Below are 26,960 nucleotides of genomic sequence, written 5' to 3' on the forward strand. Positions count from 1 at the left end.
CGACGGCGCGCGGCACCGGCATGCTCGGCGTCTTGGCCCAGCCCGCCTCCAGCGCGTCGAGCACGAAGCCGGCGCCACGAATGTCGGCGTCAAGGTCGTCGCCGGGCTCCGGGCCAGCATTCGGGTCGATCCACAGGCGGGCGTCGAGGAACGTCGACCCGTCCCCGTTCGGCAGCAAGACGTCAGGGACGGCGTCGCCGTGGTCCGGAACGTGGGCTTCGACCGGTTTCGTGTTTTCGTCCTCCGGGGGAGTCTCTCCGCTTGCGGGGAGATGCCCCGTAGGGGCAGAGGGGTTATTTGTTTCTTTATTTGTTTCTTTTATAGGGGTGTCACTGGTGCTACCTCTGGAGGTGTCACTGGTGCTACCTCTCCCCTCTTGGGAGACGGTCAGGGGTGTCATTTTGACACCGCTGGAAATCGGCGTGTTTTCAACGTTTTCGAGAGGTGTCATTTTGACACCGCTGTTTTCCCGGACATCAGGATCATCCGTTCCGAGACGCTGTTCACGTTCGGCGCGGGCCTGTCTGCCGGGCTTCTCGACGATGTGCTCCAACGTCACGTTCATGCAGCATTCCCACACGACCGGACGGTACGGTTCCGGCACCCACTGGCCATGCTCATCCCATTGGGCGAGTGACTGGTTGCCGCGACGGATCGCACCGCACTCCTCCAACGCCTTCAACGCCCGCTTCACGCTGGAAGGGCTGGTATGAGCCTCGGCGGCAAGGGTGTCCACGGTGGGCCATGCGCTGCGACCGTCGGGCTGGCAGCGGTCCGCGAGAGCGATCAGCACGAGACGTGCGGTCGACGTGGGGGCAGGAGCCTCCCTGAGAGCCCACGACGTGCATTGCCAGCTCATGATGCGCCTCCATTCACGTTCCGGTCGTCCGCCGTCGTTACAGCGGCGGACCGTGCTGATTCCATAAGACGGTCCAACGCCTCCGTGGTGGAGATGCGCCGTCCGAAACCGTTCCTGTCGTCGTCACTTGGCAGTCGCATGGGACGCCTCCTTCGTACGGTTCCGCACGGCCTGCGGGTTTCGCGCGGCCCATGACAGCCATTTCTTGTCCGGGGAACCATACAGGCTTGCGGCAGCCACAGTGGGTCGATACCCATGCCTGCACAGTTCCAGATACCGTTTGTCACTGTCCGTGCTCTTCATGCACGCCCGATACCCGTCGACCATGTAGAACCACGCGTTCGAGGCTCGAAAACCGGCCGACAAGGGCGGCGGGCACTGGCCAGCATGCAAGGTGCCAGACACGGCAGCCTCGTACTCCTCCATCGCATACAGCACGTTAGGCTCGACCCTCATTGCACTCCTCCCCTCGCCGCATGCGCGGCCACGAGAGAACCGTGTTCAGCCTCCAGACGACGCCCATATTCCACGCCGATCACAAACGAACGCGTCAGCACGTCGTTCGGCGCGTCCAAGCGGCTCAGCAGGCCCAACAGCTCCTGAGTGTCCAGCAAGTCGATTTCGTCCATAGGGTCCGAAGTCATCTTCGCGTGAGCGGCCATCATCCCACCATGCCCTTCGTCGTCAACGTGTCCTCCAACGAGGCCACACGAGCCTCCAACGAGTCCACACGCTGCGCCAACAGATCAAACGGAGACTGCTTCGCAAACGCGTTCTCAACGAACCGACCGCCCCGTAAATCCCAGTCGTGCCTCCAATGAGACACGGCACGCTCCACACGCTTCTCGCCGATAATCCTTGGATCCAAACCGGCAGTGCGAAACATTTCCGAGGGCCGGTAGCCAAGCGCAAGACCGGCAACTACATGCCGCTTAAACGCGTCGGCATAGGAAATCCTGCCCCGAGCGCAATCGACATCATCGACCGCCGGTAATGACTGCAAGTACGCGGCCATATCCGGGCTAAAACTCTTGCTCACGGCAAATCACCTCCCGCCGGCCGGATGCGCCGACGCATCCACCTCGCGCACCGCACGTACGAACGACCACGGGCCGCCATTACCAATAAACGGCATGAACCCTGCGTCGAACGCGAACGGGCATACGGGCTGTCCGGTCAAGTCGACGACGCGACCGGAGAAATATGCCGAGTCCGACAACTGCAGCCACACCACGTCACCGACCCGTACGTTGGACGGATCCCGGACGATCAAACTCAACTCCCTGCACTTCATTTCGTTGTTCCTTCCAAAAAATCAGAAGAATTTCATCGATCACGCCCGGAACTCCAAATAACCGGCCGTAGCATCGATAGACATAGGGAGCAGTCATCGCCACCTCGCGGTATCGTCTCATCTCGTCGATCCGTTGATCAACCGACATGTAGCCGGTATGATTACGAGGTGTGCGGTGACACTCCTGTAACTCAGGGAAACGTCAGAACCAAGATTCCAGACCCGATTCGACGTAACCCATAGCCATCGCACCACTCCCGGCGTCCGCTCCAACGAACGCCGGGCTTTTTTATTCCTGTCACCAATACGACACGACACTCCCCCACACCTAATCCGGGCCGTTCGAACCCAGACACGTTCCGGCAAGTTCCCCCCGCCGCGCAGGCGAATTCCCGGAGAGACTGTCCGACAATGATCGAACGGGAACACCGTCCACACGGACGGAGGGAAGCACGCTGCCGCGATCCACCCACTTCGTATCGGCACCAGTGCCGACACGCCGGTAGTTGTATCGCAGATTCGCTCGGATCGACGCGCATGTCAACCCGGTAGCCGCAGCCACATCTTCCATGGCACGGCCTTCGTTCAACAACACCACCGCCAACGGCATCACGCCGAACGAGTGATGGCACGATGGACACGTGAACATGCCCGCATACACGTCTTGGCCACGTTCGAGAAAACCGCGCGCACAATTCGGGCACGCGATCCTTGCCGCCGGAATGTCAGTCTCCGGAGTCCGCAGCGTCGCAACCGGAAGCACTGTGCGAGACATTGACTCGATCCGACTGAACGCCAAGCTCAGTCCCTCGCAGATTCCGCAATCCACGTAATCATGCGACAAGTCGCGTCGCTCGAAGCGATCCAAGTCCTTAGCTGCCTTTCGATCACCGACATACACGTACGCGGTCCACTCGCCAGCCAGTCCACCATCGGGATTCAAACGGTACGCTAAGCCCAAGTACGAGCCACCATCCCAGACTTCCTGCACGCGATCGATACGCATACCATCACCACCAATCCCCGCAGCAATACGGATCAAAGCACACAACAGCAGACGACGTCATGCCAGTACTCCTTCATGCTCCGCGGCCTGATGATCGAAGTACTCGTCATAGTCAATGAAGTCGTTCACGAAATCAGAGGAAAGACCGTACTTCTCGCGCAGCTGCACAAGATCCGCGTACTGCCAAGGCACGTATCCGTTCACCTTGTTGTTGATGCTGACGTCCGACAGATGAAGCGCGTTACCGAGACGCTTATAGGAGATTCCCCGCTCCCTGAGCCACCTCTTCATGTTAGACATCGCGCATCCTTTCCTTAGACTGCTTTTGTTTTCTAAGTAGAAGATATCACTAATAATGAATTAGCGCAAATCATTGCTATAATGGTTACTGCTGCCGTAGATGCAAGGCATCTCACAAATGGTGGCATGATCTACAAGGTAGGTATCGTTAACATGACAATGGTGGATCCGGTGCGTGTCGCAGCACCCGCAGAATCAGAAGAGGATCGCGCGGAGGAAGTCCTCCGTTACAACATCAGGAAATACCTGAGCGCCCTCGGAATCTCTCAGAATACTATGGCGAAAGCTCTCGGATGGACATCCGGGGGCTTCTCCCAGACCATGACCGGTCGCACTCAATTCAAATACAAACAAGTGATTGCGATCGCCAAGTATCTAGGGGTTACCTTGGATGACTTGGCCGACGATACCTACTATCGGCAAGATGAAGAGCTAATCAAGCGTATTCGCGAAAGCGACGCTGCCTTCGTCGCAATGATTAAAGAAAGGGGTCTAAACAAAGACGGTGCAACCTCCTCCGAAGAGGTGGTTTCTTCCAATGATGCGGACAACAAAAAAGGAACCGGGGCCGCTTCGCGACCGCGATTCCTGATTATGCCCGAAATGGTGCCCTCGGTGGGACACGGACTTTCAGTGCCCCTAGTGGGACTCGAACCCACACTACGCAGATTTTGAGGCTGCTTCCTCTACCAATTGGGATACAGGGGCGTTCTCAGCACTCATGGAAGAATACCATACTTTTCGGACGGAGACTGCATTGTCGGATTTCTGCGCGTCGCGGGCGCGCGCCCCGCCTTTCCTGGCGGGCCGGACCGGCCCATTTCCATGGCGACACGCACCCCTTATGCCAGGGGGCCAAACCCCGACCCCTCGATGTTAACGATATACAATGGAAACGATCATGCCACCAAGGAGGCAGTCATGAGCAACGAAACCTACCGCAGGTTCGATCCGTGGCGCACCTCTCCGCTCAAGGAGGAGTCGCGCAAGCAAATCGTCAAGAGCCACTACTTCAACGTCGATCAAGTGTCCCTTTCCTCGCCGCAGGCCGGCACATTCGAACGTTACGTGCTGCAGGGCAACAACGGCGACGCCGTCGGCGTGCTGGCCATGACCGATGATGGGCTTATCCCGCTCGTCGAGCAGTACCGCATCCCCACCCATCGCTGGACGCTGGAAATCCCCGGCGGACACGCAGCCGAACAAGGCGAAAAGCCGCTGGACATCGCCGTACGCAAGCTGCGCGAGGAAGCAGGCTATACGGCCGACCATCTCGTCCAGTTCGCCCGGTTCATCGATACGCCGAGTTTTTCCGCGCAGCACACGGCGCTGTTCTTCGCCACCGGACTGCACCCTGCGGACCGCAGCGATTTCGGCCCGGAGACGCCGCGTCCGGACGTGCGCCTGTACACGCTGGATCAGGCGTACGAGATGGCCGTCAACGGCACGATCGTCGACGCGAAGACACTGATCGCGATCCTGCGTCTGCACAGCGCGCCGGATCATCAGCTCGACCAGTGATGCGGGATCGTCGCCACCGGCCGCGCCGCACGCCACAGTGACGGACGTTCGTGGGCGGGCCGGCCGTGACACTGCATGCTGTCCGCAGTCGCGCAATGTCAGCAGTCGCCCGAGCGGATATACAAGAAGCCCCTGCCGGAATCTCTCAGGATTCCGACAGGGGCTTCTCCGCACTATTGGCCGACCGATCGGCCTACGCGGTTACGCCGATCAGTTGTTGCCGACGGTGTGCACGTAGATGGAGTCGGTGGAGCCGGCGGCGTGCTCGCCCTGAGCGGAGCTCAGCACGACGATCTTGTCGCCGTCAGAAACCTTGCCAGCCTTCTTGAGGATGGTGTCGGTGTAGGCCATGAGATCCTTGCGGGACTTGTCGTGGTAGTCCTCCGGGACGTAGAACGCCTCGGTGCCCCAGGACAGGGCCAGCCAGTGGTAGGTGTGCTCGTTGTTGGTGATGCCGTAGATCGGGGCGGCCGGGCGCTCGCGGGAGACGCGGTGCACGGTGTTGCCGGTCTGGGTGTAGGCGACGATGGCCTTGGCGTTGAGCTTGTCGGCCAGGTCGACGGCGGCGGAGGAGACGGCGCCGGTGGAGGACATGTCGAGGTTCTTCAGCTCCGGGATGCGGTCGAAGCCGTGCTCGGTGGCGAAGCCGGAGATGCGAGACATGGTGGCGACGGTCTCGGTCGGATACTCGCCGACGGCGGTCTCGTTGGAGGTCATGGTCGCGTCGGCGCCGTCGAGGACGGCGTTGGCGCAGTCGGAGGCCTCAGCGCGGGACGGGACCGGGGAGTGGACCATGGAGCCGAGGACTTCAGTGGCCACGATGACCGGCTTGGCGTACTGGCGGGCCAGCTCGATGATGCGCTTGGTGGCCAGCGGGACCTCTTCGAGCGGGCACTCAACGGCCATGTCGCCACGGGCGGCCATGACGCCGTCAAAGGTCTTGATGATCTCTTCGAGGTTCTCGAGGGCCTGCGGCTTCTCGATCTTGGCGACGATCGGGATGCGGCGGCCTTCCTCGTCCATGATCTCGTGAGCGCGGTCGATGTCGGTCGCGAAGCGCACGAAGGACATGGCGATGATGTCAGCGCCAGTGCGGATGGCCCAGCGCAGGTCGGCCTCGTCCTTCTCGGTCAGCGCCGGCAGGGAGACGGCGACGCCCGGCAGGTTGATGCCCTTGTGGGAGGACACCGGACCGGCCACGACGACCTTGGTGTACACGTTGTTGCCCTCGACCTTGGTGACCTCGAGGCGGACCTTGCCGTCGTCGATCAGGATCGGGTCGCCCGGATGGCAATCGCCCGGCAGGCCCTTGAAGGTGGTGGAGGTGATGTGCTCGTCACCCTCGACGTCGTCGGTGGTGATGATGAACTCCTGGCCAAGCTGAAGCTGAACCTTGTCCTCGCCTTCGGCGTTCTTCTTGAACCAGCCGCAGCGGATCTTCGGGCCCTGCAGATCAACCAGGGCGGCCACGTTGCGTCCGGTGGCCTCGCTGGCCTTGCGCACGTTATTGTAGACGCGAAGGTGATCCTCGGGGGTGCCGTGGGAGCGGTTCAGACGAGCGACGTCCATACCGGCTTCGACGAGCTTGAGCAGGTTGTCGTAATCCTCGGTGGCGGGACCGATGGTATCAACGATCTTGGCTTTACGCATGAATGCCTATCCTATCCTTGATTATGGCCGGGCCTTCTGGCCCAGCCGCCGACAGCCAGTCTACTAGCAAAAATCGATTCGAGCCACCTTTTCCATGGGTGTGTTGTGAGCGCTCACACCTCATGTTCCGCAAAGGTTTACCGGCGATACGCCAACGCTTCACTCGGCCTTGGTGGAACCTTGCCCGGAAGCCGCGTCCAGAGCACGCATCTTGAGCACACTGGCGAGCGCCGCGCCGCCAATGGACAGCACGATCACCGCAAGCGAGAGCCACGTCGGCACTTCGGGAACCCACTCAATCGGCTGCCCGCCGTTAAGGAACGGCAGCGAGTTGCCGTGCAGCGCCTCCATGATGAGCTTGACGCCGATGAAGCCGAGCACGACGGACAGGCCGAGCGGCAGGTAGACGAGCTTGTCGAGCAGGGCGCCGAGCAGGAAGTAGAGCTGCTGGAGGCCGAGCAGGGCGAACACGTTGGACGTGAACACGATGAACGGATCCTTGGTCAGGCCAAAGATCGCGGGGATCGAATCGAAGGCGAACATGACGTCGGTGGTGCCGATGGCAAGGAAGACGACGAGCATCGGGGTGAAGTACTTGACGCCGTTCTTGACGGTGCGCAGCTTTTCGCCGTCGTATTCGTCGGAGATCTTCATGATCTTGCGCAGGGCCTTGATGATGCCGTTCTCGTGGTATTCCTCATCGTCGTCGCCGCCGGTGACGAGCTTGAGCGCGGTGACGATCAGGAACGCGCCGAAGATGAAGAAGATCCAAGTGAAGCGTTCGATGAGCGCGGCGCCGATGAGGATGAAGATGCCGCGCAGGATGAGCGCGACGGTGATGCCGACGGACAGCACGTACTTCTGCAGCACCTTCGGCACGGCGAAGTTGGACATGATGATGACGAACACGAACAAGTTGTCGACGCTCAGCGAGTATTCGGTGAGCCAGCCGGAGTAGAATTCGATGGCCGGTTTGGACCCTGCGACGGCCCACATGATGCCGCCGAAGATGAGCGCCGCGACGACGAAGAACGCGATGTGCTGCAGGCATTCCTTGGTGGAGGGCACGTGCGGCTTGCGGCCGATGACGAACAGGTCCACGACGAAGAACGCGGCCAGCACCACGAACGTGGCGATCATAAATGCAATGGGGGTTTCAGACATGCCTTCCAGCATATGTACAGGCGCTGACTCGCCCACGCACGCTCACTTGTTCGCTTCCGCGTTATATGCGACGCTCGCGACGCTACCGCTGCTCGCGTCCCGCAATCACGGACGCGCTACGCGCGACAACACATAGCTCACTGTCGCTCGCCCTCACCTACAAACGCCTCCGGCGTTTGCTTCACGGCTCGGCCACGGAAGCTCACTTATTCGCTTCCGCAACACATGCGACGCTCGCGACGCTACCGCTGCTCGCGTCCTGCAAATACGGACGCGCTACGCGCGACAACACATAGCTCACTGTCGCTCGCCCTCACCTACAAACGCCTCCGGCGTTTGCTTCACGGCTCGGCCACGGAAGCTCACTTATTCGCTTCCGTCATTCCTCTGAGTTCCTTTTTGAGGTCGCGTATCTCGTCGCGCAGGCGGGCGGCGAGCTCGAACTGGAGCTGTTCGGCGGCGGTGTGCATCTGCTCGCTCATCTGGCGGATCAGATCGGCGAGATCCTGCGCGGGCAGCCCGGCCTTGAGGATCTCCTCGTGGCGCTTGTCCGCCTCCTCCTTGCCGATGGCGGGCACGCCCAGATGCGAGTTGCCGGCCTTGTTCGCGTTGCGGTAACCGCCGGCGAGCAGGGTCTGGGTGTCCACGTCCTCTTTGGCGAGCATGTCGTTGACGTCGCTGATCTTTTTGATCAGCGGCTTGGGGTCGATATGGTGCTCCTTGTTGTAGGCGATCTGCTTGGCGCGGCGGCGTTCGGTCTCGTCGATGGCCTTGTGCATCGCGTCGGTGGTTTCGTCGGCGTACATGATGACGGTGCCGGACACGTTTCTGGCCGCGCGGCCGATGGTCTGGATGAGCGAGCGGTACGAGCGCAGGAAGCCTTCCTTGTCGGCGTCGAGGATGGCCACGAGCGAGACTTCGGGCAGGTCGAGGCCCTCGCGCAGCAGGTTGATGCCGACGATCACGTCGATCTTGCCTTCGCGCAGCTCTCGCAGCAGTTCGACGCGGCGCAGCGTGTCCACGTCGGAGTGCAAGTATTCGACCTTGATGCCCCGTTCGATCAGATAATCGGTCAGGTCCTCGGCCATCTTCTTGGTGAGCGTAGTGACGAGCGTACGCTCGTTCTTGGCCACGCGATCCTTGATTTCGGCGAGCAGGTCGTCGATCTGCCCCTTGGTGGGGCGCACTTCGACCTTCGGGTCCAGCAGGCCGGTCGGGCGGATGATCTGCTCGACCACCCCGTCGGACAGTCCCAGCTCATAGTCGCCGGGGGTTGCAGACAGGTAGACGGTCTGGCCGACGCGTTCGAGGAACTCCGGCCATTTGAGCGGCCGGTTGTCCATCGCGGACGGCAGGCGGAAGCCGAAGTCGACGAGCGTGCGCTTGCGCGCGGCGTCGCCTTCGTACATCGCGCCGATCTGCGGCACGGTCACGTGAGATTCGTCGATGACGAGCAGGAAGTCGTCGGGGAAAAAGTCGAGCAGCGTGTGCGGCGGCGTGCCGGGCGCGCGCCCGTCGAAGTGCCGCGAATAGTTCTCCACGCCGGAGCACACGCCCACCTGCGAAAGCATTTCCAGATCATAGGTGGTGCGCATGGTCAGACGCTGCGCCTCGAGCTCCTTGCCCTGCTTGCGCAGTTCGGCGGTGCGCTTGTCAAGCTCTTGCTGGATGGTTTTGAGCGCGCGTTCCATGCGCTCGGGGCCGGCCACATAGTGCGAGGCGGGGAAGATGTGCACTTCCGTCTCGTGGTCGATCACGTCGCCGGTGAGCGGGTGGAGCGTGGAAATGCGGTCGATTTCGTCGCCGAAGAATTCGATGCGGATCGCGAGCTCCTCGTAGACGGGGATGATTTCAACCGTGTCGCCGCGCACGCGGAACGTGCCGCGCGTGAACGCGATGTCGTTGCGCTTGTACTGCATGGCGACGAACTGGCGCAGCAGGTCGTCGCGGTTGATCTCCTGCCCCTCCTTGAGGAAGAGCATGCGGCCCGCGTATTCCTCGGGCGTGCCGAGGCCGTAGATGCACGAGACGGTGGCGACGACCACGCAGTCGCGCCGGGTGAGCAGGTTCGCGGTGGCGGCGTGGCGCAGGCGCTCCACGTCGTCGTTGATGTTGGAGTCCTTTTCGATATAGGTGTCGGTTTGCGGGATGTACGCCTCGGGTTGGTAGTAGTCGTAGTAGCTCACGAAGTAGCTGACCGCGTTGTCGGGCATGAGTTCGCGGAATTCGGCGCACAGTTGCGCGGCGAGCGTCTTGTTCGGTTCGATGATGAGCGTGGGCCGTTGGAGCCGTTCGATCAGCCACGCGGTGGTGGCGGTCTTGCCGGTGCCGGTGGCGCCCATGAGCACGACGTCGTTCTCGCCGTTTTCGATGCGCCGGGCCAGTTCGTCGATGGCCTGCGGCTGGTCGCCGGACGGCTGGTACGGCGATTTGACGACGAACGGCTTGTTCGACCGCTGGATGTTGAAGCCCATCATTGCCCCTTTCGGCGTTTATTCCCGACCGGTCCAATCCGCATACAGTCTATCAACAACATCGAACATTTGTTCTATGGGTTGTGTCGAATCGATGACGGTATCGGCGATTTCTCGGCGCGTCGCCTCGGCGCTTTGATGCCGGATGCGCCCCTCGGCCTGCTCGCGGCTCATGCCCCGCTCCCCCATCATGCGCGCAATGCGCACCGGCTCCGGCGCCTCGACCGTGACGATATGGTCGAAGCAGAACGGGATCGTGCCGATCACTTCAGCCAACAACGGCACGTCGTGCACGACGACGAGCCGCACGTCATCATCAACGACGCGCGTAACGGCTTCACGGTCAAGCCGCGCCGCTTCGGCATAGATGAGCGGATGCTCGATCGTGTCGAGCCGTTCGCGCGCACCGTCCGGCGCATTCGGCCCGAACACGTGGTCGGCCATCCACACCCGATCCAGCCCGCCGTCATGGCCGATCGCGGCCGGACCGAACTCGTCGACGATCCGGCTCAGCCCGACGCTGCCGGGCGCCACGACGCGACGGGCCAGTAGATCGTAGTCGATCACGGTCGCGCCAAGCTCCGCCAGCCGGCGCGACACCGTGCTTTTGCCCGCGGCGATGCCGCCCGTCAATCCGATGCGAGTAAACACGCCGCCCCTTTCGTCGCACGTTCGTCGCGTTCCAGCTTACCCACAACGCGCCGGAGCCCCCCCCCCCCCCCCCAACGCCGCGCACGGGCTATGGCTGCAACACTGCGGCCGGTGGCGAGGCGGCGCGCCACGGTATGTCGGCGGACACGAACCATGACCCGTCCATCACGCTGTGCCGCAGGGAGCCGCCGAGCCGGGCGATTATCGCGGCATGCGCACGCAGGCCCGTGCCGCCGGACCACGACCGCCCGCCGTCGCCGATTTCGTTGGTTTGCGTGACATGCACCGCATCGCGCCCCACTCGAATCTCCATATACCACTCGCCGCCGGGACGCTTGCCGTGGCGGACGATGTTCGACAGCAGCTCTTCCGCCAGCGACGCCGCTTCGATCGCCCCGGCCGAACGCAGTAGTCCGTCCGGCACCATGCCGTCGATGCGCGCGGCGCCACGGAAGCCGAGTGAATCGAGCATGCCGCTCCCCCGGTCGACGACCGACCGCAGCGACGCCGCGTCACGATCCAGACTCGCCGCATCGTCGTTCCGCCGGCCATGAACGTCCGCGGAATCAGCCGACCCGGCTCCGGAACCGTGTCCGGCGTCACGTCCGTCGTCACGCATCATGCGAATGATGCGATGCACGTCGTCAAGACCGTGCATGGCCTGCCCGCGTATGTCGGCGAGCGCCGCGTCAGCGTCATCCGCGCATTCCGCCCGCAGGGCAATGTAGGAGAGCGCGCCGCTGAGCGAATCGTGGATGCGACGCGACAGTTCGAACTGTTGGCGGAGCCGTTCGGTTTCCGCCTGCCGGGCGCGCAGCGCGGACACCTCGCGTTCCGCGCGCAGTGCGCGTTCCTTCGTGCGCAGCGCGTAGGCGACGAACAGCGGAATCGCGTACATGACCGACTGGTTGGTCAGCATCGCCACGCCGCCCCCGCCGGCAGCGCGCATCGCCTCGAACGAGCTGCCGGCCACGGCCAGCGCATAGCAGCCCCATCGCCACCGCCGGCCGGACGTGACGGCCGCATTGAACACGGCGGCCATCACGCTTAAGTGAAACATGCCGGCGTTCAGCCACGGCGCGGCCGCCGTCAGCGCAAACAGCAGGCATACCGCCAGTGATCCGATCCTTGGCGACGCGGCCGAACCGAGCAGCGCGACCGTCATCGCGGTGCACAGCCACCATGGCACCGCATCGGCGCCGTAGACCGCCATGCCGGCGGGCCATTCCGCCACGACGAACACCGCCGCGGCCACGCACAGCAGCGCCGGTATCGGGCGGGTCAGACAAGCCGGCGATTGCCGTTTTACGTCGCGCAGCCATTCGGACCATCGGCGCCGCATGCGCCGCAGCCCGGCATTGCTCACACCGTTTTGATCTGCATCCATCGCACCGCTGCCTGACTGAGGTTCGAGGCGTCCAGTTTCTTCTTGGCATGGGCCACATGGGTGCGCACCGTCGCCGAGGCGATGCCCAGCAGGCCGGCGATCTGCTCCGACGTGTATCCGCCGATACACAGGTCCATGACCGTGGCTTCCTGAAACGACAATGGGCCGTAATGCGGGCCGTTCCCCGATGACAGTCGGCCGTACGCCGCGGCCGGCGCGTCGAACCGGACGGATCCGACCGGCGCCATCACGCCACCGTTCGCGACCAGTTCGACGGCCTGTTCGATGGCGGTCAGATCCGATTTGCCGACCAGGCACTGCGCCCCGGCCTCGGCGGCCGCGGCGAGATACGTTCCCGGTTCGAACGAGGTGATCGCGAGGATCGGCATGGTGGCGTTGCGTGAGCGGATCACGGCGCATGCCTGCACGCCGCCGATGCCTTCGAGCGACATGTCCATGATGAGCAGGTCCGGGCAGTCGTCGCCTCTGCCGCAGCGCCCGATGGCCTGCTCCCCCTGCGCGGCGCACCAGATCACGCGATAGCCGGGCACGTTCCGTTCGATGACCTGGCGCAGGAACGCGCGCGTCATCGCATCGTTGTCGACGATGCCGATGCGCCGCCCCGGCGCCGCTTCGATTCCGCGCCCCATAGGTTCGCCTCCCGTCATCAACAAATGATTATGATACTGCGACCGTTCCGGGAGTGTCCTCCCGATAGTCGCGAGCATGAGGAGAAACATACCAAGCATCCGCATCCGCAATGTGATGACAGACGTATCGCAAGGAGCATCTCATGACCATGACGAAACACGCACCATCGAAGACGCGGGAACGGTCGACGTCGCCGCGCCGCACTCGACCGGCACTGCTGATTGCGCTGTTCGCATTGTTGACGGCGGTCGGCGGGTTCGACGGCGTGGTGCTCGCGCAGGCGATCTCCACGCTGCCCCGGTTCGCCGCGGACTCGTCCGTCCGATCCATGGTCATGTTCGGCGCAGGCTATCTGCTGGCGTTCTGCGGGATCTGGTCGTGCGAGCAGCTGGCGGTCATGGTGGAGAACGTGATCGTCCGTGATCTGCTGATCGACCGCAAGCGGCGCTACATCGAGGCGAAGCTGCGGTACGTGTCCCCGGACAAGGCGTCGCAGGTCGTCTCGAACATCAACAACGATTTCGCGCTGTACCGGGACAACTATCTCAAGGCCGTGTTCACGGTGGCCGTGGACCTGACCATGGGCACGGTTTCCATGGCATATATGCTGTGGCTCAACGCGCCGCTGGCCGTACTGTTCATCCTGTTCTCGCTGCTGCCGATGGCCGCGCCGAAACTGTTCGCGTCCGCGCTGCGCAAAGCGAGCGAGGCCTGGTCCGAAGACGCCGAACGGTTCAACCAGTCGCTGTCCGACGCGTTCGATGCGCGGCACGGCCTGTACACGAACGGCGCGTTCTCCACGGTGCTCGCCTATGTGGAACGCCGGCTGCGCAGGTCGGAGTCGTCGATGTGCACGATGAGCAATCGGCAGGGACTGGCCGGCGTCGCGATGGTGGTGCTGTCGGCGTTGGCGTATCTGGTGCCGATCACGATCGGCCTGCTGATGATGCATGCCGGATGGCCGATCACCGGCGCCTCGCTGGTCGCCATGTTCATGGCGAGCGACCGCGTGTCGGGCCCGTTCCGCGCCGCGGCGGAACACTGCAACGAGATCGCCACCACGAAGACGATCCGCGAGCGGATCCGTCGTGCGCTGCACGGCGAAACGCCGAACGCGCCCGCAGTGACGCGTGTGGAACTGCACGCCAACGACACTGACGGCTGGGCCGCCGTCGCGTTCGACGTGCCGGCCGTGCGCCACGGCAAGACGACACTACTGCCCGCACAGCGCATCGATGCACGGACCGGAGAGAAGATCGCGCTGACGGGACCGTCCGGCGTCGGCAAATCCTCGCTGCTCGACACGATCCAAGGCTACGTGGACGGGCGCGACATCAGCATCGACGACGATCTGTCCCGTCAGGTGGGATTCATCGAACAGCGTCCGTTCGTCTTCGACGACGACGTGCGATTCAATCTCACGCTCGGCGAACCGTTCGACGACAAGCGGCTGCTCGACGCGCTCGACAAAGTGGGCCTCGCCGGCGAACTCGGCGACGATCCGCTGTCCCACGAGTGCGGAGAGCACGGCTCGAAGCTGTCCGGCGGGCAGATCCAGCGTCTTGAAATAGCGCGCGCCCTGCTGCGCGGCAAAAACATTCTGCTTGCGGACGAGCCGACCGCCTCCCTCGATCCGGGCAACGCCGAACGTATCGTCGCACTGCTGCTGTCGCTGCCGGTCACGCTGATCATGGCCACGCACGACGAGCGGTGCACGGACCGATTCGACCGCGTGCTCGAGATCACGGCCGATCATCGGCTGGTCGTGCGTCACGCACGCTGACGGATGCTCATCGGGCATGTCCGTTCGTCGTCGAGCATGACGACCATCGGACGCGACGACGAACGGGCATGAAACACAAAAAGCCCGCCAACCATTGCGGTTGGCGGGCTTTCCGCTATTCGCTATACGGCGAATTCAGCAAACTCACTTGCCGAGCAGCTGGTCGCGCAGGGCGGCAAGCTGATCGGAGTCGGCGAGGGTGCCGTTGGAGGTGGACTCGGAAGAGTAGTTGGAGGAAACTTCCTCGCGCTCGCGCTTCTCTTCCTTCGGAGCCTGGCCATCCTCGGCGGCCGAGGCGGCGGCGTTCTCCAGCTCCTTGGCGACGAACGCCTTGTGCTGCTCCCACAGGTCGTGGGCGGCAGCGTACTGGGCTTCCCACTCCTCGCGCTGCTTCTCGAAGCCCGAGATCCACTCGTTGGTGTTCGGGTCGAAGCCCTCCGGGTACTTGTAGTTGCCTTCCTCGTCGTACTCGGCCGGCATGCCGTACAGCGCCGGATCGAAGTCCTCGGAGTTCGGGTCGACGGAGTCGTTGGCCTGCTTGAGGGACAGGGAGATGCGGCGACGATCGAGATCGACGTCGATGACCTTGACGAACACCTCTTCGCCCGGCTTGACGACGGTCTCCGGGTTCTCCACGTGGCGGTTGGCCAGCTCGGAGATGTGCACGAGACCCTCGATGCCGTCCTCGACGGAGATGAACACGCCGAACTGGACGATCTTGGTGACCTTGCCCTTGACGATCTGGCCGGGGACGTGGGTGCGGGCGAAGCGCTGCCACGGATCCTCCTGAGTCGCCTTCAGGGACAGGGAGATACGCTCGCGGTCGAGATCGACGTCGAGCACCTCGACGGTGACCTTGTCGCCGACCTTGACAACCTCGGACGGGTGGTCGATGTGCTTCCAGGACAGCTCGGAGACGTGGATCAGGCCGTCAACGCCACCGAGATCGACGAACGCGCCGAAGTTGACGATGGAGGACACGACACCCTCACGGATCTGGCCCTTCTTGAGCTGCGAGAGGAAGGTCTCGCGCACTTCGGACTGGGTCTCCTCGAGGTACTGGCGGCGGGACAGGACCACGTTGTTGCGGTTCTTGTCGAGCTCCAGGATCTTGGCCTTGATCTTCTGGCCGATGTACGGGGAGAGATCACGGACGCGGCGCATTTCGACCAGCGACGCCGGCAGGAAGCCGCGCAGGCCGATGTCCACGATGAGGCCGCCCTTGACGGCTTCGATGACGGTGCCCTCAACAACGCCGTCAGCTTCCTTGATCTTCTCGATGTCGCCCCAGGCGCGCTCGTACTGGGCACGCTTCTTGGACAGGATCAGACGGCCTTCCTTGTCTTCCTTGGTGACGACAAGAGCCTCGATCGGATCGCCGACCTCGACGACCTCGTCCGGATCGACGTCCTTCTTGATGGAAAGTTCGCGGGAGGGGATCACACCCTCGGTCTTGTAGCCGATGTCGACCAGGACCTCGTCGTGATCGACCTTGACGACGGTACCCTCGACCAGATCACCATCATCGAAGTTCTTGATGGTGGAATCGACTGCCTTGATGAAGTCCTCTTCGGTGCCGATGTCGTTGATGGCGACCTTGGCGACTTCGTTATTGTTCTCTGCCATTAATGTGGTTTCTTAATAACTAGTAGATGGATAATATCGTTCTTCAGTTATCCGCGCGCGCTTCCGCACACGCAAGTCTCAACCATACCGCCAGCCCTGCACATATATTTCGGGCGTGTCGCGAATGTTCCGTTTTTTGCTTCCGGCACTGGCCGCGTGGGGTTGGGATGTTCTATTCCCGACACGCTCCGGGCCGCTCGGCCAAGTCATACGGTCGAAAACGGCACATCCCAACCCCACGCTCGTTAGTGCAAGACACGTTACGCAATACAGGTTCGAGTTACGCCCGCATGACGTAACAGCTGTGCGCAAGAGAGCGTGGGGCGGCGCTGGAACTATCAACAAACTCTCAGCCGAGCTGGCGTTCGGCCATTTCGACGACGTTGGCGAGGAGCATGGCGCGGGTCATCGGGCCGACGCCGCCCGGGTTCGGCGAGTAGGCGTACGCCTTGTCGTAGCAGGCCTTGTCCACGTCGCCCTTGACGCGCCAGCGGCCGGCCTCCTCGTCGAAGACGCGCGAGACGCCGACGTCGAGCAGAATCGCTCCGTCCTTGATCATGTCGGGCTTGACGAATCCGGCGGAGCCCATCGCGGCGACGATTACGTCGGCGCGGCGCATGTGGTCGGCGACGTCCTTCGTGCCGGTGTGGCACAGCGTGACGGTCGCGTTGACGGCGCGGCGGGTGAGCATGAGACCGATGGTGCGGCCGATGGTGATGCCGCGGCCGAGCACGCACACCTCCTTGCCGTTGAGGTCGATGTCGTACGCGCCGAGCAGTTCGATGACGCCGCGCGGCGTGCACGGCAGCGGCGTGGTGATGTCACCCTTGACGTGCAGCACGAGTTCGCCGAGATTGTACGGGTGCATGCCGTCGGCGTCCTTGGCCGGGTCGATCAGGTCGATGATTGCGTTCTCGTCGATGCCCTTGGGCAGCGGCAGCTGCACGATATAGCCGGTGCAGGCCGGGTCGGCGTTCATGTCGCGCACGACGGCGGCGATGTCGTCGAACGTCACGTCTTCGGGCAGTTCGTGCTTGATGGAGCGGATGCCGATTTCGGCGCAGTCGGCGTGCTTGCCGGCCACGTACTTGACCGAGCCGGCGTCGTGGCCGACCAGCAGCGTGCCGAGGCCCGGTTCGATGCCTTGTTCCTTGAGCCGTGCGACGCGTTCGGCCAGATGCGCCTTAATATCCGCCGCCGTCTGCTTGCCGTCGAGTTTGATGGTCATGTGTCGTCTCCCCTGTGTGTCGGTTCGTTGCCTTCGCATCAGGGTATCGTGGAGACAGTTAAAGGATTGTTTCGACATGTTCGGACGCGTACGAGGGAGCAGGGCAATGAACATTCGCAGATCGCGCATAGGCAGGGCTGTTGCGGGCGCATTGGCCGCGCTGATGCTGGTAGCCGCGGCCGGCTGCGGCACGTCGAACGCTGCCACGACGCCGACGCAGACGCCGCAGCAGGAGGAGCCGACCGGCCCGATCGAAGTGGTCGCCTCGATCAACCAGTGGGGTTCACTGGCCGAGCAGATCGGCGGCGACGACGTGTCGGTCACGTCGATTCTGAGTTCGACGGGCGTGGACGCGCATGATTTCGAGCCGAAAACCTCGGATGTGGCGAAGCTGTCCAAGGCGACGATCGTGGTGGCGAACGGCGCCGGCTACGACTCTTGGGCCACCAAAAGTGTCGGCAAGAACACCGTCATCGTTTCCGCCGCCCAGACTGTAGGCGCGATGGAGGGCGACAACCCGCATCTGTGGTTCTCGAAGGACGCACGCAACGGCATGGCGCAGGAGCTGGTGAACGCGTTCTCAAAGGCGCTGCCGAGCAAGAAGAAAGATTTCACCAAGCGCTACAAGGAATGGCAGGAGCAGGAGAAGACAGTTGAAGAGAAGATGAAGGAATTCTCCTCCGCGAACGCCGACGCCACGTATGCAGCCACCGAGGCGGTCGCCTACTATCTGATGAGCGACATGGGCTTTGAAGACAAGACACCAAAGGGTTATGCGTCGTCGGCGGCCGCCGAGGGCGAAGCCGCCCCGGCCGATCTGCAGGAATTCCAGAAGCTGCTGGAATCGCACGGCGTGGATCTGCTGGTGAATAACACGCAGGAGGCTTCTGACGCGACGAACATGATCACCGGCACGGCCGGGCGCGCGGACGTGCCGATCGTCGACGTGAGTGAGCAAATGCCGTCCGACGCCGCGTCGCTGACCGATTGGATCGACTCGCTGGTCGATGCGATCGCCGCCCATTTCACGACCGACTGCTCCGATTCGTCGACCGGTTCATCCGATGGCAAGGATAGCAATTCGGATGATGTCGCCTCGTGCCCGGCAACGACCGATGATACGGACAAGGACGGCGACAGCACCGATTCGTCGTCCGATGATGCCTCGAACGATTCGTCGAACGGCACGACAGACAGTTCCTCCGACGACGATTCCACCCCGTCCAACGCGGGGCAGACTGATCCCGGCAAGTAACGGCGGGAATCAAGCAACAGACGTCGCAGTGCATTGCAGCGCAGTACGCACAGGGCGGGCGATTCCGGAAACGGAACACCCGCCCTCTGTGTACTGCAGCCGACAGCAACACGCATTATTGAGAATGATTGTCAACGTCATTTGTCATAATCCGGCTGGATGCGCCGCATATTGCCGGCGCGCAAGGACAGGAAGACACATGATCACCAATCATTCGCAGGACGACTGCATCGTGTTCCGCGACGCCGCGGTAGCGCGCGGCGGACGCATCATCTGGCAGCACGGCGACTTCGCCATTCCCGCCGGATCCGTCACCGCCATCGTCGGCACGAACGGAGCCGGCAAAACCACCATGATGAAGGCCGAGCTCGGGCTCATCCCCCTCGCCTCCGGATCGCTCACCGTGCTCGGCAAACCCGCCGGCGAGGCCAACAACCGCATCGGCTACGTGCCGCAAAGCTACGCTTCGGACATCGACTCCAACCTGACCGCCGAACAGTCGGTACTGCTGGGCCTGACCGGCACCCGATTCGGCATCCACCCGGTCACACGCGCGCAGAAGGCCAAGGTGCACGAGGCGATGGCGTTCACCGGCATCGCGGACAAGGCGAAGATGCGCCTGTCGGAGCTGTCGGGCGGTCTGCGCCAACGTGTCGCCATTGCGCAGGCGCTCGTCTCCGACCCGAAGCTGCTCATGCTCGACGAACCGCTCGCCAACCTCGACCTGGCCAGCCAGCGCGCGGTCGTGCACGTGCTCGCCCGGCTCAATCAGGAGCTCGGCATGACCATTCAGGTCGTCGCGCACGACCTCAACATGCTGCTGCCGATTCTGACCGGAGCGGTCTACCTGCTTGACGGGCATCCGCATTACGCGGCCATGAACCAGGTGCTCGACTCGGATCTGCTCACGCACCTGTACGGCACGCGCGTACAAGTCATCACCACGCCGCAGGGGGACATGTTCGTCACGCCCAGCGCCGACGAGCCCGAAGGCGTCGAGCAGGACACGCACGCGCCGAACGAGGTCGCGCAATTCCATCACCATCATGCGGACGCGTCCGGCGCAACGAACACCATGGGAGGCGCACGATGATCGACTTTTCCTTCGACCCGGAATGGATGTACACGCTCACTGCGCCGTTCATGGCGAACGCGTTCCTCGCCGGCCTGTGCATCGCGGTGGCCGCCGGCGTGATGGGATATTTCACGATCGCACGGCATTCAACGTTCGCCGCGCACGCGCTTGCGCACATCGGCCTGCCGGGCGCAACCGGCGCGGTGCTGCTCGGCCTGCCCGTCTCGCTGGGACTCGGCACGTTTGCATTGGGCGGCGCGCTGGTGATCGGTGCGCTCGGCAAGCGCGCGTCGCAGCGCGAGATCGCGACCGGCACGGTGCTCGCGTTCGCCACCGGTCTCGGCCTGTTCTTCGCGCGACTGTCCAGTTCGGCCTCGCAGCAGATGCAGTCGATCCTGTTCGGCTCGATCCTGACGATCACGACCGGCCAGATCGTCGGCTTCGCCATATTCGACGTGATCCTGCTGGCCGTGCTCGCGGTGATCTATCGACCGCTGCTGTTCAGTTCGGTCGACGAGCAGGTCGCGCAGGCCAAGGGCGTGCCGATCGGCGCGATGAACGTCGCGTTCATGGCGATCATGGCCGGCGTGATCACGATCGCGGTGCCGGCCGTGGGCACGCTGCTTATCTTCGCGCTGGTGATCACGCCGGCGGCCACCGCGAACATTCTTGCCGGCACGCCGCTGCGCGCGATGTTGCTGGCGAGCGCACTGTGCCTGGCGGCGATCTGGGGCGGGCTGGTGCTGGCGGCCATGTTCCCCGCTCCCCCGAGCTTCATCATCGTGACCCTGTCCACCCTGTTCTGGGCGGCGGCCAAAGGCTGGGACGCTATGCGGCGTCGGTGACGGCGGTCACTAAGGCCGTGGCGATGGCGGCGATGCCTTCGCCGCGGCCGGTGAAGCCCATACCGTCGGTGGTAGTGGCGGTCAGGGAGACTTGGCAACCGACGGCTCGCGATAGCGCACTCTCCGCTTCGGTTCGCCGTGGGCCGATTTTCGGCCGGTTGCCGACGAGCGCGACACTGGCGGAGGACGGCGCGAACCCGTGCGCATGCAGATATTCGACGGTTTCGCGCAGCATGTCGGCGCCGTGCCGGCCCGCGCCGGCCGACGACTTGCCCACGCCGAACAAGGTGCCGATATCGCCCAGATGCGCGGCCGACAACAACGCATCGATCAGCGCATGGGCAGCCACGTCGCCGTCCGAATCGCCCTCGATACCGTTGCCGTCCCATTCGAGGCACGCCAGCCACAACGGACGATTTCTTGCGGGATCGGCGAACCGGTGCGCATCGAATCCTTGTCCTATTAGCATCGTCATCGACGTTTCCTTTCCGGCCGGCCCGTCACGCGGCGGTACGGAGCTTGCCTGAGCATGATACGGACAAATAAACAAAAAAACGGTCCGCGGCATGTCGACCGCAGACCGTCATCATACGCGAGTTCAGCGCTTCTTGGACTTCTTGCCCTCGGCCTCGAGACGGGCCAGCGTATCCGCCGCAGGTTCCTCGGGAGCCTTGGTGTGATGCTTGTCGTCGCCGGGGCGGGGCTCCTCGTAGCCGAGGTTCACGTCGAGCAGGCGCTGCGCGTCCGCATCGTCGAGCTTCTCGCTCAGCGCGATCTCAGACGTGAGGATGGAACGGGCCTTGGTGAGCATGCGCTTTTCGCCGGCGGACAGGCCGTGGTCGTCCACGTCGCGCTGCGCGAGGTCACGCACGACCTCGGCAATCTTGTTCACGTCGCCAGTGGCGATCTTTTCGACGTTCAGCTTGTAGCGGCGGGACCAGTTCATTTCCTTTTCGATGATCGGAGTGCGCAGGATCTCGAAGACCTTGGCCACCTCGTTCGCGTCGACGATGTCGCGCACGCCGACCTTCTTGGCGTTCTCCACCGGCACGTTGATGACCAGTCCGTCCGAAGACAGCACGGACAGCTGAAGATACTCCCTCGTCACGCCCTTCACCGTCCGCTCGGTGATGGCCTCCACCTTAGCCGCGCCGTGACGCGGATAGACAACCATATCGCCGACCTTGTAACCCATGAATCCTCCGTACGAGCCTAAGACAAACCCGAACAATTGTGGCATGTGGCGTGGACCTTGCCCAAAACGCCCGAAAATGACAAGCGACGCGCCAATAATACCCGTTTTTCGGCGAACCGGTTCTACACTTTGTTCTTATGGCTACACACTCTCACATCAACGACGATATCCGTGCCGTGCCCGTGAACCAGGCTGACCTGGACGCGGTGAGCAACGCGGCGTTCTACAACCCCCACGAGGTGCTCGGCGGGCATCTCGGCGAGGGACCGCAGGAGGGCACCGCGACAATCCGTGTGCTGCGCCCCCTAGCTAAGACGGTGACCATCATCACGCAGGACGGCGAGACCAACGCCCCGCACGAGTACAACGGCATCTTCACCGCCGTCGTGCCGGCGTCGAAGAACGAGCACGGCTGGACCGTGCCGGACTACCGCGTGCGCACCGTCTACGGCAGTGGTGTGACCGTCGTGGAGGACGACCCGTATCGGTACCTGCCCACCATCGGCGAAATGGACACCTATCTGTTCGGCGAAGGCCGCCACGAGCGTCTGTGGGACGCGCTGGGCGCGCACGTCATGCGCTTCGACGATCCGATGGGCGGCGCGGACGGCGCCGCCGGCGAGCAGGTCGTCGGCACGGCGTTCTCCGTGTGGGCGCCGAACGCGCATGCGGTGCGCGTGGTCGGCAACTTCAATTCGTGGGACGGCCGCCGCCATGCCATGCGCGAGCTCGGCTCCTCCGGCGTGTGGGAAATCTTCATCCCGGGCGTGCAGGCCGGCGAAGTGTACAAGTATGAGATTCTCAACGCCAACTACGAGTGGCAGATGAAGGCCGATCCGATGGAACGCTCGCACGAGATCCCGCCGGCCACCGGCTCGATCGTCGTCGATTCCGTCCACCACTGGGACGACGCGGCATGGATGGACAAGCGCGCCAAGACGAACCCGCACGACGGCCCGGTGAGCATCTACGAGGTGCATGCCGGCAGCTGGCGCAAGGACGTGCACGACTACCGCGACCTCGCCGACAAGCTCGTGCCGTACGTCGAGGAAGAGGGCTTCACCCACGTCGAGTTCATGCCGCTGGCGGAACACCCGTTCTCCGGCTCGTGGGGCTATCAGGTCACCGGCTACTACGCGGTCGACTCCCGACTCGGCTCTCCCGATGACTTCAAGTATCTTGTGGACCGCCTGCATCAGGCCGGCATCGGCGTGATCATGGACTGGGTGCCCGCGCACTTCCCGAAGGACGCGTTCGCGCTCGGCCGATTCGATGGCACGCCACTGTACGAGGATCCGGACCCGCTACGCGGCGAGCACCCGGATTGGGGCACCTACGTGTTCAACTTCGGCCGCCGCGAGGTGCGCAACTTCCTAGTGGCCAACGCGAGCTTCTGGCTCAAGGAGTACCACGTCGACGCGCTGCGCGTGGACGCCGTCTCCTCGATGCTCTACCTCGACTACAGCCGCCAGCCCGGTCAGTGGCGCCCGAACATCTACGGCGGCCGCGAGAACCTCGAGGCGATCGACTTCCTCAAGGAAGCCAACGCCACCGCGTACAAGAACAATCCGGGCATCATGATGATCGCCGAGGAGTCCACCGCGTACCCGGGCATCACCGCGCCGACCGACGAGGGCGGCCTCGGCTTCGGCCTCAAGTGGAACATGGGCTGGATGCACGACACGCTCCAGTACCTGCACGAGACGCCGATCAACCGCAAGTGGCACCACGGCGAGATCACGTTCTCCATGGTCTACGCGTACTCCGAGCACTACGTGCTGCCGATCAGCCACGACGAGGTCGTGTACGGCAAGGGTTCGCTGTACGGCAAGATGCCGGGCGACGACTGGCAGAAGTACGCGGGCGTGCGCGCCCTGTTCGCCTACCAGTGGGCGCACCCGGGCAAGAACCTGACATTCATGGGCAACGAGGTCGCCCAGTGGGGCGAGTGGAACCACGAAAACTCCGTCGACTGGGCGGCGCTCGACTGGCCGGATCACCGCGGCGTGCAGAAGCTCGTCGCCGACCTGAACGCGCTGTACAAGGCGTCCCCCGCGCTGTGGAGCCAGGACTTCGATCCGAAGGGCTTCCAGTGGCTGACCAGCGACGACGCCGACCACAACACGCTCAGCTTCGTGCGTATCGGCAAGGACGGCCAGCAGATGGTCGTCGTGGTCAACTTCTCCGGCGAGGCGTGGAGCGACTATCAGGTCGCGCTGCCCAAGGGCGGCAAGTGGCGTGAGGTGCTCACCACTGACGACGCGATCTACGGCGGCTCCGACATCCACAACGGCACGTTCGAGGCCGACCCGATCGAGTACCATTCGCGCGAATGGTCGGCGAAACTCACCATTCCGGCGCTGGGAGCTGTATTCTTGGAACCGACAGACTGAAAGGCGGTTTCCACATGCTGAACACTTCCACCCGCTCCACCACGCCGCGCACCGTGCTGGTGGTCGAGGATGAACCCACCCTCGCCACCGCGGTCGCGCAGCGCATCACGGCCGAAGGCTGGACGGCTCGCGTCGCCTCGGACGGCGCGAGCGCGGTGCAGGCGGCGAAGCAACTCAAGCCCGATCTGGTGATCATGGACATCATGCTGCCGGTGATGGACGGCCTCGAGGCGACCAAGCGCATCGTGGCCGAACGCCCGGTGCCGGTGCTGATCCTGACCGCCCGCGACGACGAGGCCGACAAGGTGATCGGCCTCGGAGCCGGCGCGGACGACTACATGACCAAGCCGTTCTCGATGCGCGAGCTGATCGCCCGCTGCAAGGCACTGCTGCGCCGTGTGGAGCGCGCGAAGGTCATCGCCAAGAACTCCGAAAACGAGAAGCTGCTCGATTTCGGTTCTCTGGTGATCGACCCGGCGCAGCGCATCGTGACGCTCAACGGCAATCAGGTGCACCTAACCCCCACCGAATTCGATCTGCTGGCCACGCTGGCCCGTAAGCCGCGTTCCGTGCTCACGCGCGAAAAGCTGCTCGAAGAGGTGTGGGACTGGGTCGATGCCTCCGGCACGCGCACCGTGGATTCGCATGTCAAGGCCCTGCGCCACAAGCTCGGTTCGGAAACGATCCGCACTGTGCACGGCGTCGGGTACGCGTTCGAGCCGCCGGCCCAGTGAGCGGCAGGATACACGCGATGACTGCAAAGTCGAATCGTCCGTCGGGCGCACGCCGCAAGGTGGTGCGCCCGATCGGTTTCTTCTCCTCGCTCAAGGTCGAATTGAGCGTGCTTATCGTCATCGCGACGCTCATCGTGTTCGTGATGGCGTGGATTCTGCAGAAGATCGGTTGGAGCGGATGGATGGCCATGCCGCTCACCCTGATCGTCGCGCTCGGCATCACCTACCTGTTCTCGCACGGGCTGACCGCTCCCCTGCGTCAGCTGCGCGACGCGGCGAATGCGATGGCCGACGGCGACTACACGGTGCGCGTGCACATGGGCACCGACAGCAACGACGAGATCGGCCAGCTGACGCGCGCGTTCAACGACATGGCCGAGGAGCTGCAGCACGCCGACCAGATGCGTCTCGACATGATCGCCAACGTGAGCCACGAATTGCGCACGCCGGTCTCCGCCTTGCAGGCGATGGTCGAGAACATGGCCGACGGCGTGGTCGAGCCCACACCCGCCAATCTGGAAGGCCTGCTCAACCAGACGCACCGGCTGAGCGACCTGATCGCGTTCCTGCTCGACCTGTCGCGCATGGAGGCCGGCGCGGCCAGCCTCAACATCGAGGAATTCGATTTCCGCGACTTTCTGGACGAAACGATCGAACCCTTGGAGATCGCGGACGCGGGCCACGCGCACGAGATCCTGCTGCGCGTGGACGACACCATCCGCATGGAGGGCGACCAGGACCGTCTGCGGCAGCTGTTCACCAACATCATCGCCAACGCGCTCAAACATTCGGCGGACGGCACCACCGTGCTCGTCGAGGCGCACGAGGACGACACGGACGGCATGGTCGTGACGAACGTGGTCAATTTCGGCTCGCAGATTCCGGAAGCGGAGCGCGCGGTCATCTTCCGCCGTTTCGTCAAGGGCAAGACCGGACCGGGCACGGAGTCGGGCGGCACCGGCCTTGGCCTGTCCATCGCCCGGTGGGCGGCCCAGCTGCATGGCGGCACGGTGCGCGTCGTGGACGACAGGCGCGGCGCGGACTTCGAAATCCGACTGCCCAAACGTCACGAGACGAAACCGGCTCGTTCCTGATCACGGGACGTCTTCGCACCCGGCGCATCCGATCGACCGTCATTCGCGGGCGGCGAGCAGGTTTTCGGCATTGCCGTCCAGCCTGCTCGCCGCCCGTTCCGGTACATGGCCGAGCGTCAGGGCGGCGCGCACGGTGCCGCCCGCGTCATTGAGTTCGGCAACGCACCGGCGCAGCGTCGAGCCGGTGGTCATAATGTCGTCGATGATGATCAGCTCTCGTCGTCTGCATGCCATGGCGTCAACGACCACGATGCTGTTGCGAATGCGTTCCGCGCGCTGGGCTGCGCTCGTGGTTTCCACCGATTTTGACGACAATCGCGCGGAACGGAGCACTGGCAGGCATGTCGCGTCGATGCCCCGGGCGGACAGCAGACGGGCCGTGCGCGCCGCCAGATCGCGCATATGCCAGCGTCCGCGCGTCCGCATTGATGCAGCAGAGGATGGGGCCGGCACCAGCGCGACGCGCTCCCCCGGCCGGGCCACGTCGCCGCGGCATGCCAGATCGGCGAACAACCCAGCGAACCGCCCGTCGCATTCCTCGTCGCCGTGGTCCTTCCACGACAGAATCGCGCGTCTGACCGCGCCTTCGTATTCACCACAGCCGTAGCACAATCCGGTTGTCGTACCGGGTACGGGGCGAGCGAGCGTACGGCCGAACAGGATGCAGCAATCATCACACAGGACATCGTCCGGCCGGTCGCACCCCGCACAGCCGCGCGGCAACAGCACGCCGAGCGCACTGCCATATACGGAGGCCATCAGCCCGCGCATGCCG

26 protein-coding genes and 1 tRNA gene are annotated in these 26,960 nt (G+C 63.5%); 9 read left to right on the forward strand and 18 right to left on the reverse strand.

Annotated features, from left to right (window positions below; translation table 11 throughout):
• The 6 genes from BBIA_RS06310 to BBIA_RS06340 all read right to left on the reverse strand — a co-directional run.
• Positions 1 to 859, reverse strand: an 859-nt coding sequence (locus BBIA_RS06310; RefSeq protein ID WP_162179165.1) for a helix-turn-helix domain-containing protein, incomplete at its 3' end; no start/stop codon positions are given.
• A 123-nt stretch (positions 860 to 982) separates the two neighbouring features.
• Positions 983 to 1,315, reverse strand: coding sequence for a hypothetical protein (locus BBIA_RS06315; protein WP_033496433.1), 333 nt, complete (start codon positions 1,313 to 1,315; stop codon positions 983 to 985).
• The gene (locus BBIA_RS06320) at positions 1,312 to 1,488 is read right to left on the reverse strand and encodes a hypothetical protein (protein ID WP_156103679.1); all 177 of its coding nucleotides are present in this window, start codon (positions 1,486 to 1,488) and stop codon (positions 1,312 to 1,314) included. Before BBIA_RS06320 ends, BBIA_RS06315 begins: the two co-directional genes overlap by 4 nt.
• Positions 1,489 to 1,520: 32 nt before the next feature.
• Positions 1,521 to 1,898, reverse strand: coding sequence for a hypothetical protein (locus BBIA_RS13810; protein ID WP_052119656.1), 378 nt, complete (start codon positions 1,896 to 1,898; stop codon positions 1,521 to 1,523).
• A 6-nt stretch (positions 1,899 to 1,904) separates the two neighbouring features.
• Positions 1,905 to 2,153 (reverse strand): hypothetical protein, encoded by a 249-nt coding sequence (locus BBIA_RS06330; protein WP_033496430.1) that lies wholly within the window; start codon positions 2,151 to 2,153, stop codon positions 1,905 to 1,907.
• Between the two features lie 1,063 nt (positions 2,154 to 3,216).
• Positions 3,217 to 3,459, reverse strand: coding sequence for a hypothetical protein (locus BBIA_RS06340; RefSeq protein ID WP_033496426.1), 243 nt, complete (start codon positions 3,457 to 3,459; stop codon positions 3,217 to 3,219).
• A gap of 159 nt (positions 3,460 to 3,618) precedes the next feature.
• Here BBIA_RS06340 and BBIA_RS15225 point away from each other — a divergent pair, with 159 nt between their 5' ends.
• Complete coding sequence (locus BBIA_RS15225; RefSeq protein ID WP_420796689.1) at positions 3,619 to 4,134, forward strand: helix-turn-helix domain-containing protein; 516 nt, start codon at positions 3,619 to 3,621, stop codon at positions 4,132 to 4,134.
• Here BBIA_RS15225 and BBIA_RS06345 read toward each other — a convergent pair.
• Positions 4,094 to 4,167, reverse strand: a tRNA-Leu gene (locus BBIA_RS06345). The genes BBIA_RS15225 and BBIA_RS06345 overlap by 41 nt on opposite strands.
• 213 nt (positions 4,168 to 4,380) lie before the next feature.
• Between BBIA_RS06345 and BBIA_RS06350 the strand changes: the two genes are divergently transcribed.
• Entirely contained in the window at positions 4,381 to 4,980 is a 600-nt protein-coding gene (locus BBIA_RS06350) for an NUDIX domain-containing protein (RefSeq protein WP_033494749.1), read from the forward strand.
• 210 nt (positions 4,981 to 5,190) lie between these two features.
• Here the strand turns inward: BBIA_RS06350 and pyk are convergent, their stop codons facing one another.
• The 6 genes from pyk to BBIA_RS06380 form a co-directional block, all read right to left on the reverse strand.
• The gene (pyk, locus tag BBIA_RS06355) at positions 5,191 to 6,630 is read right to left on the reverse strand and encodes a pyruvate kinase (protein WP_033494751.1); all 1,440 of its coding nucleotides are present in this window, start codon (positions 6,628 to 6,630) and stop codon (positions 5,191 to 5,193) included.
• 159 nt (positions 6,631 to 6,789) lie between these two features.
• Complete coding sequence (locus tag BBIA_RS06360; RefSeq protein ID WP_033494757.1) at positions 6,790 to 7,794, reverse strand: TerC family protein; 1,005 nt, start codon at positions 7,792 to 7,794, stop codon at positions 6,790 to 6,792.
• Between the two features lie 362 nt (positions 7,795 to 8,156).
• The gene (gene uvrB / locus BBIA_RS06365) at positions 8,157 to 10,268 is read right to left on the reverse strand and encodes an excinuclease ABC subunit UvrB (protein ID WP_033494753.1); all 2,112 of its coding nucleotides are present in this window, start codon (positions 10,266 to 10,268) and stop codon (positions 8,157 to 8,159) included.
• Between the two features lie 18 nt (positions 10,269 to 10,286).
• A complete protein-coding gene (coaE, locus tag BBIA_RS06370; RefSeq protein WP_033494755.1) occupies positions 10,287 to 10,919 on the reverse strand; it encodes a dephospho-CoA kinase in 633 nt (210 codons plus the stop codon).
• A gap of 88 nt (positions 10,920 to 11,007) precedes the next feature.
• Positions 11,008 to 12,306 carry a sensor histidine kinase gene (locus BBIA_RS06375; RefSeq protein WP_156103680.1) on the reverse strand — a complete coding sequence of 433 codons (1,299 nt, stop codon included), beginning with the start codon at positions 12,304 to 12,306 and terminating at the stop codon, positions 11,008 to 11,010.
• Positions 12,282 to 12,956 (reverse strand): response regulator transcription factor, encoded by a 675-nt coding sequence (locus BBIA_RS06380; protein ID WP_033494763.1) that lies wholly within the window; start codon positions 12,954 to 12,956, stop codon positions 12,282 to 12,284. Before BBIA_RS06380 ends, BBIA_RS06375 begins: the two co-directional genes overlap by 25 nt.
• Before the next feature lie 143 nt (positions 12,957 to 13,099).
• On the opposite strand from BBIA_RS06380, the gene BBIA_RS06385 reads away from it, so the two are divergent.
• Entirely contained in the window at positions 13,100 to 14,740 is a 1,641-nt protein-coding gene (locus BBIA_RS06385) for an ATP-binding cassette domain-containing protein (RefSeq protein ID WP_033494765.1), read from the forward strand.
• A gap of 144 nt (positions 14,741 to 14,884) precedes the next feature.
• Here BBIA_RS06385 and rpsA read toward each other — a convergent pair whose 3' ends face one another.
• Together rpsA and BBIA_RS06395 are read right to left on the reverse strand one after the other, a co-directional pair.
• Positions 14,885 to 16,366 carry a 30S ribosomal protein S1 gene (rpsA, locus tag BBIA_RS06390; protein ID WP_033494767.1) on the reverse strand — a complete coding sequence of 494 codons (1,482 nt, stop codon included), beginning with the start codon at positions 16,364 to 16,366 and terminating at the stop codon, positions 14,885 to 14,887.
• A 349-nt stretch (positions 16,367 to 16,715) separates the two neighbouring features.
• Positions 16,716 to 17,594: a bifunctional methylenetetrahydrofolate dehydrogenase/methenyltetrahydrofolate cyclohydrolase gene (locus tag BBIA_RS06395; RefSeq protein WP_033494769.1), complete on the reverse strand. Its 879-nt coding sequence runs from the start codon at positions 17,592 to 17,594 to the stop codon at positions 16,716 to 16,718.
• A gap of 106 nt (positions 17,595 to 17,700) precedes the next feature.
• Here BBIA_RS06395 and BBIA_RS06400 point away from each other — a divergent pair, with 106 nt between their 5' ends.
• The 3 genes from BBIA_RS06400 to BBIA_RS06410 all read left to right on the forward strand — a co-directional run bounded on the left by BBIA_RS06400 (position 17,701) and on the right by BBIA_RS06410 (position 20,769).
• Entirely contained in the window at positions 17,701 to 18,849 is a 1,149-nt protein-coding gene (locus BBIA_RS06400; protein ID WP_033494771.1) for a metal ABC transporter solute-binding protein, Zn/Mn family, read from the forward strand.
• Positions 18,850 to 19,048: 199 nt separating this feature from the next.
• Positions 19,049 to 19,942, forward strand: coding sequence for an ABC transporter ATP-binding protein (locus tag BBIA_RS06405; protein WP_033494773.1), 894 nt, complete (start codon positions 19,049 to 19,051; stop codon positions 19,940 to 19,942).
• A complete protein-coding gene (locus tag BBIA_RS06410) occupies positions 19,939 to 20,769 on the forward strand; it encodes a metal ABC transporter permease (RefSeq protein WP_033494775.1) in 831 nt (276 codons plus the stop codon). Before BBIA_RS06405 ends, BBIA_RS06410 begins: the two co-directional genes overlap by 4 nt.
• Here the strand turns inward: BBIA_RS06410 and ispF are convergent.
• Positions 20,753 to 21,238 (reverse strand): 2-C-methyl-D-erythritol 2,4-cyclodiphosphate synthase, encoded by a 486-nt coding sequence (gene ispF, locus BBIA_RS06415; protein ID WP_033494888.1) that lies wholly within the window; start codon positions 21,236 to 21,238, stop codon positions 20,753 to 20,755. The two genes, BBIA_RS06410 and ispF, sit on opposite strands and share 17 nt — an antisense overlap.
• Before the next feature lie 129 nt (positions 21,239 to 21,367).
• Positions 21,368 to 21,964, reverse strand: coding sequence for a CarD family transcriptional regulator (locus BBIA_RS06420; protein WP_033494777.1), 597 nt, complete (start codon positions 21,962 to 21,964; stop codon positions 21,368 to 21,370).
• A 137-nt stretch (positions 21,965 to 22,101) separates the two neighbouring features.
• Between BBIA_RS06420 and glgB the strand changes: the two genes are divergently transcribed.
• From glgB to BBIA_RS06435, 3 genes are read left to right on the forward strand one after another with little or no spacing between them, the layout of a single operon-like run.
• A complete protein-coding gene (gene glgB, locus BBIA_RS06425) occupies positions 22,102 to 24,357 on the forward strand; it encodes a 1,4-alpha-glucan branching protein GlgB (protein ID WP_033494779.1) in 2,256 nt (751 codons plus the stop codon).
• A gap of 14 nt (positions 24,358 to 24,371) precedes the next feature.
• Positions 24,372 to 25,091, forward strand: a complete 720-nt coding sequence (locus BBIA_RS06430) for a response regulator transcription factor (protein ID WP_033494781.1) — start codon at positions 24,372 to 24,374, stop codon at positions 25,089 to 25,091.
• 17 nt (positions 25,092 to 25,108) lie between these two features.
• Complete coding sequence (locus tag BBIA_RS06435; protein ID WP_051923856.1) at positions 25,109 to 26,185, forward strand: sensor histidine kinase; 1,077 nt, start codon at positions 25,109 to 25,111, stop codon at positions 26,183 to 26,185.
• Between the two features lie 39 nt (positions 26,186 to 26,224).
• Here BBIA_RS06435 and BBIA_RS06440 read toward each other — a convergent pair whose 3' ends face one another.
• Positions 26,225 to 26,956: a ComF family protein gene (locus BBIA_RS06440; RefSeq protein WP_051923857.1), complete on the reverse strand. Its 732-nt coding sequence runs from the start codon at positions 26,954 to 26,956 to the stop codon at positions 26,225 to 26,227.
• Positions 26,957 to 26,960 lie beyond the last annotated feature (4 nt).

It is taken from the genome of Bifidobacterium biavatii DSM 23969, assembly GCF_000741165.1.
GTDB lineage: Bacteria > Actinomycetota > Actinomycetes > Actinomycetales > Bifidobacteriaceae > Bifidobacterium > Bifidobacterium biavatii.

Bases quoted from the DNA above. Each gene is read 5' to 3' on its own strand.
- BBIA_RS06315 (WP_033496433.1), bottom strand. From the start codon at position 1,315: ATGAGGGTCGAGCCTAACGTGCTGTATGCGATGGAGGAGTACGAGGCT.
- BBIA_RS06320 (WP_156103679.1), bottom strand. From the start codon at position 1,488: ATGGACGAAATCGACTTGCTGGACACTCAGGAGCTGTTGGGCCTGCTG.
- BBIA_RS06330 (WP_033496430.1), bottom strand. From the start codon at position 2,153: ATGAAGTGCAGGGAGTTGAGTTTGATCGTCCGGGATCCGTCCAACGTA.
- BBIA_RS06340 (WP_033496426.1), bottom strand. From the start codon at position 3,459: ATGTCTAACATGAAGAGGTGGCTCAGGGAGCGGGGAATCTCCTATAAG.
- BBIA_RS15225 (WP_420796689.1), top strand. From the start codon at position 3,619: ATGGTGGATCCGGTGCGTGTCGCAGCACCCGCAGAATCAGAAGAGGAT.
- BBIA_RS06350 (WP_033494749.1), top strand. From the start codon at position 4,381: ATGAGCAACGAAACCTACCGCAGGTTCGATCCGTGGCGCACCTCTCCG.
- pyk (WP_033494751.1), bottom strand. From the start codon at position 6,630: ATGCGTAAAGCCAAGATCGTTGATACCATCGGTCCCGCCACCGAGGAT.
- BBIA_RS06360 (WP_033494757.1), bottom strand. From the start codon at position 7,794: ATGTCTGAAACCCCCATTGCATTTATGATCGCCACGTTCGTGGTGCTG.
- uvrB (WP_033494753.1), bottom strand. From the start codon at position 10,268: ATGGGCTTCAACATCCAGCGGTCGAACAAGCCGTTCGTCGTCAAATCG.
- BBIA_RS06375 (WP_156103680.1), bottom strand. From the start codon at position 12,306: ATGGATGCAGATCAAAACGGTGTGAGCAATGCCGGGCTGCGGCGCATG.
- BBIA_RS06380 (WP_033494763.1), bottom strand. From the start codon at position 12,956: ATGGGGCGCGGAATCGAAGCGGCGCCGGGGCGGCGCATCGGCATCGTC.
- BBIA_RS06385 (WP_033494765.1), top strand. From the start codon at position 13,100: ATGACCATGACGAAACACGCACCATCGAAGACGCGGGAACGGTCGACG.
- rpsA (WP_033494767.1), bottom strand. From the start codon at position 16,366: ATGGCAGAGAACAATAACGAAGTCGCCAAGGTCGCCATCAACGACATC.
- BBIA_RS06395 (WP_033494769.1), bottom strand. From the start codon at position 17,594: ATGACCATCAAACTCGACGGCAAGCAGACGGCGGCGGATATTAAGGCG.
- BBIA_RS06400 (WP_033494771.1), top strand. From the start codon at position 17,701: ATGAACATTCGCAGATCGCGCATAGGCAGGGCTGTTGCGGGCGCATTG.
- BBIA_RS06405 (WP_033494773.1), top strand. From the start codon at position 19,049: ATGATCACCAATCATTCGCAGGACGACTGCATCGTGTTCCGCGACGCC.
- BBIA_RS06410 (WP_033494775.1), top strand. From the start codon at position 19,939: ATGATCGACTTTTCCTTCGACCCGGAATGGATGTACACGCTCACTGCG.
- ispF (WP_033494888.1), bottom strand. From the start codon at position 21,238: ATGCTAATAGGACAAGGATTCGATGCGCACCGGTTCGCCGATCCCGCA.
- BBIA_RS06420 (WP_033494777.1), bottom strand. From the start codon at position 21,964: ATGGGTTACAAGGTCGGCGATATGGTTGTCTATCCGCGTCACGGCGCG.
- glgB (WP_033494779.1), top strand. From the start codon at position 22,102: ATGGCTACACACTCTCACATCAACGACGATATCCGTGCCGTGCCCGTG.
- BBIA_RS06430 (WP_033494781.1), top strand. From the start codon at position 24,372: ATGCTGAACACTTCCACCCGCTCCACCACGCCGCGCACCGTGCTGGTG.
- BBIA_RS06435 (WP_051923856.1), top strand. From the start codon at position 25,109: ATGACTGCAAAGTCGAATCGTCCGTCGGGCGCACGCCGCAAGGTGGTG.
- BBIA_RS06440 (WP_051923857.1), bottom strand. From the start codon at position 26,956: ATGCGCGGGCTGATGGCCTCCGTATATGGCAGTGCGCTCGGCGTGCTG.